This is a genomic window from Streptomyces sp. SP17BM10 (genome assembly GCF_036322405.1).
Lineage (GTDB): Bacteria > Actinomycetota > Actinomycetes > Streptomycetales > Streptomycetaceae > Kitasatospora.
Genome location: NZ_JAQYXB010000286.1, coordinates 1 through 4,602, shown reverse-complemented (window position 1 = coordinate 4,602; position 4,602 = coordinate 1). Strand labels below are relative to the sequence as shown.

Sequence of the window (4,602 nt, the reverse complement as noted above, 5' to 3'; positions counted from 1 at the left end):
CGCCGCGACCGGCCCGAGGAACACACCCTCGTCACCGCCCTCGCCCGCCTGCACGTCACCGGCGTCCCCGTCGACTGGGCCCGGCTCTTCGACGGCACCGGCGCCAACCGCACCGACCTGCCCACCTACCCCTTCCAACACCAGCACTACTGGCCCGCCCTCGGCAGCGGCGTCGGCGACGTCGCCTCCGCAGGCCTGCTGGCGGCGGATCACCCGCTGCTCGGCGCCGCCCTGCCGCTCGCGGGCACGGACAGCGTCGTCTTCACCGGTCGACTCTCTCCCGGCATGGTGGCGTGGGACGGTGATGCGGGCGTCTTCCCGTCGGTCGGGTTCCTGGAGCTGGCGATCCGGGTCGGCGACCACGTCGGCTGCGACCGGGTCGAGCGGCTCGCCGTGACCCGTCCGCTCGCCCTGGCGGGTGCGGGCGGTGGCACGGTGGTCCAGGTTCGGGCCGGTGCGCCGGACGAGTCCGGCGCGCGGACGGTGACGTTCTTCTCGCGCCCCGATGGCGGCCTCGACGAGCCCTGGACCGAGCACGCCACCGGGGTACTGACCACGGGAGCGCGCGCCGCCGCCTTCGACGCGGCGGTCTGGCCGCCGACCGGCTCGGTCGCGGACGACGCGGTCACGGACGGAATCCGCGTCTGGCGGCGCGGCGAGGAGACCTTCGTCGAGGCCGAGCTCCCGGTCGAACCGGCCAGTGCGGCGGCCGGGTTCGGCCTGCATCCGGCGTTGCCGGCCGCCGTCCTCCGGGCGGACGGCCGGGGGCTGGTGCCCACGGCCTGGTCCGGGGTGTCACTGCACGCCACGGGCGCCACGCTGGTGCGGGCGCGGTTGGTGCGGACGGGCGCGGACACCCTGTCGCTGGCCCTCGCCGATGCGGCGGGCGAGCCCGTGCTGTCGGCCGAGGCCGTCGAGCTGGGCGAGCCGGCCGCCGGCTCCCACGGGGCGAACGGCTCGTTGCTGCGGCTGGAGTGGGTCGCGGCCGCGCCTGCTCGTCCGGTCGACGTCCGGTCCGCGCGGGTCGCGGGGCTTTCGGAGGTCGGCGACGACGTGCCGGAGGCCGTGGTCGTCCCGGTGGCGGGCGGATCGACGCCCGAGGACGTGCACGAGGTCACGGCATGGGTGCTGCGCCTGGTGCAGGAGTGGCTGGCCGAGCCGCGCTTCGCCGGCGCGCGTCTCGTCCTCGTCACGCGGGGTGCCGTGGCGGACGGCGAGGTGTCCGACCTCGTCGGCGCGGCCGTGTGGGGCCTGGTGCGGGCGGCCGAGTCGGAGAACCCCGGCCGGTTCGTGCTCGTGGACACGGACGGCGAGCTGCCGTTGGAGGCCGTGCTGGCGACCGGCGAGTCGCAGGTGGCCGTCCGCGAGGGCGTCGTGCGCGTCGGCCGGCTGACCCGCGCTGCGAGCGGCGGTGCGTCCGAGGGCTGGGGCGAGGGCACGGTCGTGATCACGGGTGGCACCGGCGGTCTGGGCCGTCTCGTCGCCCGGCATCTGGTGACCGAGCACGGCGTGCGCGAGCTGCTGGTGCTGAGCCGCCGTGGAGGCGTCGGCGCGTGGTTGGAGGAACTGCGCGAGCTGGGCGCCGACGTCGAGGTGGTGGCCTGTGACGCCGCCGATCGTGAGGCGCTCGCGCTGGCCCTGGAGGGCCGGACGATCACGGGTGTCGTGCATGCGGCCGGTGTCCTGGACGACGGCGTCGTGAGCGCACTGACGCCCGAGCGCCTGTCGGCCGTCCTGCGCCCCAAGGTCGATGCCGCCTGGAACCTCCACGAGCTGACCAAGGACCAGGACCTCAAGGCCTTCGTCCTCTTCTCGTCCATTTCCGGCGTCCTGGGCAGCGCGGGCCAGGGCAACTACGCCGCAGCGAACGTCTACCTGGACGCGCTGGCGCACTGGCGCCGTCAGCAGGGCCTCGCCGCGCAGTCCCTCGGCTGGGGCGCCTGGGTGCCCACGGCCGGCATGACCGGCACCCTCACCGAGGCCGACCTGCACCGCATCCGCTCCTCCGGAGTCCCGCCCCTCGCCGAGGAGGACGGCCTCGCCCTGCTCGACGCCGCCATGGCCGTCGACGAGCCGTACCTCGTCGCGACCGGCCGCATGGCCGCCGGTGCCCGCCCGCGCGGTGAGGTGCCGACGATGTTCCGCGCCCTCCTGCCCGGCGGTCGCCGCACGGCCGCGAGCGCCGACGGCACGGGCGCCGCGCTCGCAGCGCGCCTGTACGAGCTGCGCGAGGGCGACCGGCTGCGCCACCTGCTGGACCTCGTCCGCGCGGAGGCCGCCGGCGTCCTCGGCCACGCCACGGGCCAGGCGGTCGACCCCGGACGGGAGTTCCGCGACCTCGGCTTCGACTCCCTCACCGCGATCGAACTGCGCAACCGCCTCGCCGAGGTCACCGGGCTCCGGCTCCCGGCGACGATGGTCTTCGACTACCCGACCCCGCACGCCCTCGCCGCGCACCTCCTCGGGAAACTCCTCGACGAGGCGGACGACGCGGCGGCCCCGATGCCCGCCACCCCCGACGCGGGGGAGCCGATCGCGATCGTCGGCATGGCCTGCCGCCTGCCCGGCGGCGTGCGGACCCCAGAGGACCTCTGGCGGCTCCTGAGCGAGGGCCGCGACGGCATCACCGACTTCCCGACCGACCGCGGCTGGGACCTCGACGCGCTCTTCGGCACCGGCCACGGCGTGAGCGCCACCCGCCAGGGCGGCTTCCTCGCCGGCCTCGGGGACTTCGACGCGGGCTTCTTCGGCATCTCGCCGCGCGAGGCCCTCGCCATGGACCCGCAGCAGCGGCTCCTGCTGGAGACCTCCTGGGAAGCCTTCGAGCGGGCGGGCATCGACCCGACCGCGCTGCGCGGCAGCCGGACCGGCGTCTTCGTCGGCACGACCGGCCAGGACTACGCCTCGCTGGTGATGAACTCCCGCGAGGAGGTGGAGGGCCACGCGAGCACGGGGCTGGCCAACAGCGTGATCTCCGGCCGCGTGTCGTACTGCTTCGGTCTGGAGGGCCCGGCACTCACCATCGACACCGCCTGCTCCTCCTCGCTCGTGGCGATGCACCTCGCCGCACAGTCCCTCACCAGCGGCGAGTGCACGCTGGCCCTGGCCGGCGGTGTGACCGTGCTGTCCACGCCGATGAGCTTCCTCGGCTTCACCCGGCAGGGCGGGCTCGCGACGGACGGGCGGTGCAAGGCGTTCGCGGACGGTGCGGACGGGACGGGCTGGTCGGAGGGCGCCGGCGTGCTGGTGCTTGAGCGCCTTTCGGACGCCCGGCGCAACGGGCACCCGGTGCTGGCCGTCGTGCGGGGTTCCGCCGTGAACCAGGACGGCGCTTCCAACGGCCTCACCGCGCCCAACGGGCCGTCCCAGCAGCGCGTCATCCGCCAGGCCCTCGCCAACGCGGGGCTGTCGCCCGCCGAGGTCGACGCCGTCGAGGCGCACGGGACGGGGACGACGCTGGGCGACCCGATCGAGGCCCAGGCGCTCCTCGCCACCTACGGGCAGGACCGTGAACTCCCGCTGTACCTGGGGTCGGTGAAGTCCAACCTCGGGCACACCCAGGCGGCGGCCGGCGTCGCGGGAGTGATCAAGATGGTGGCGGCGATGCGGGCGGGCGTGCTGCCGAAGACGCTGTACGTCGACGCGCCGTCCTCGCACGTCGACTGGTCGGCGGGCGCGGTGGAACTCCTCACGGAGGCGCGCGAGTGGCCCGAGGCCGGGCACCCGCGCCGCGCCGGGGTCTCGTCCTTCGGGATCAGCGGGACGAACGCCCACGTGATCGTCGAGCAGGCGCCGACCGTCGAGCCCGCCGAGGAAGCGGCCGTGACGCCGGGCGTCGTGCCGTGGGTGGTCTCGGGGGCCTCGGAGGCGGCGCTTGACGCGCAGCTCGCTCGGCTCGGCGGCCTGGACGGTCCGGCGGTGGACGTGGGGCTGTCGCTGGCCGGGCGGTCGCGGTTCGGGCACCGGGCGGTGCTGCTGGACGGCGGCGAGGTGGCGCGCGGCGCGGCGGGAGAGCGGCGGCTCGCGCTGCTCTTCTCCGGGCAGGGGTCGCAGCGACTCGGGATGGGACGGGAGTTGTCCGCCCGGTTCCCGGTTTTCGCCCGCGCTTTCGACGAGGTGTGTGTGGAGCTGGATCCGGCTTTGCGGGATGTGGTGTGGGGTGACGATGCGGAGCTGTTGAACCGGACCGCATACGCCCAGGCCGGGTTGTTCGCGGTCGAGGTGGCGCTGTTCCGGTTGCTGGAGTCGTTGGGTGTGGAGCCGGAGTTCGTGGCGGGGCACTCGATCGGTGAGGTCGCGGCGGCGCATGTGGCCGGGGTGTTCTCGTTGGCGGACGCCTGCAGGCTCGTGAGTGCTCGGGGCCGGTTGATGCAGGCGCTGCCGTCCGGTGGTGCGATGCTGGCGGTGCAGGCGACGGAGGAGGAAGTCCTGCCGCTGCTGGGCGAGTTCGTGTCGATCGCGGCCGTCAACGGCCCGACCTCCGTCGTCGTCTCCGGGACGGAGGAGGCCGTCGCGGCGATCGAGAAGCACTTCGCCGACCGCAAGACCACGCGGCTGAAGGTCTCGCACGCCTTCCACTCCCCGTTGATGGACCCGATGCTG

General features: G+C 74.8%; 1 protein-coding gene. It reads left to right on the top strand.

Annotated features, from left to right (window positions below; genetic code table 11):
* On the top strand, positions 1–4,602 hold a 4,602-nt coding region (locus PUR71_RS01350; RefSeq protein ID WP_329924421.1), incomplete at both ends, for a type I polyketide synthase.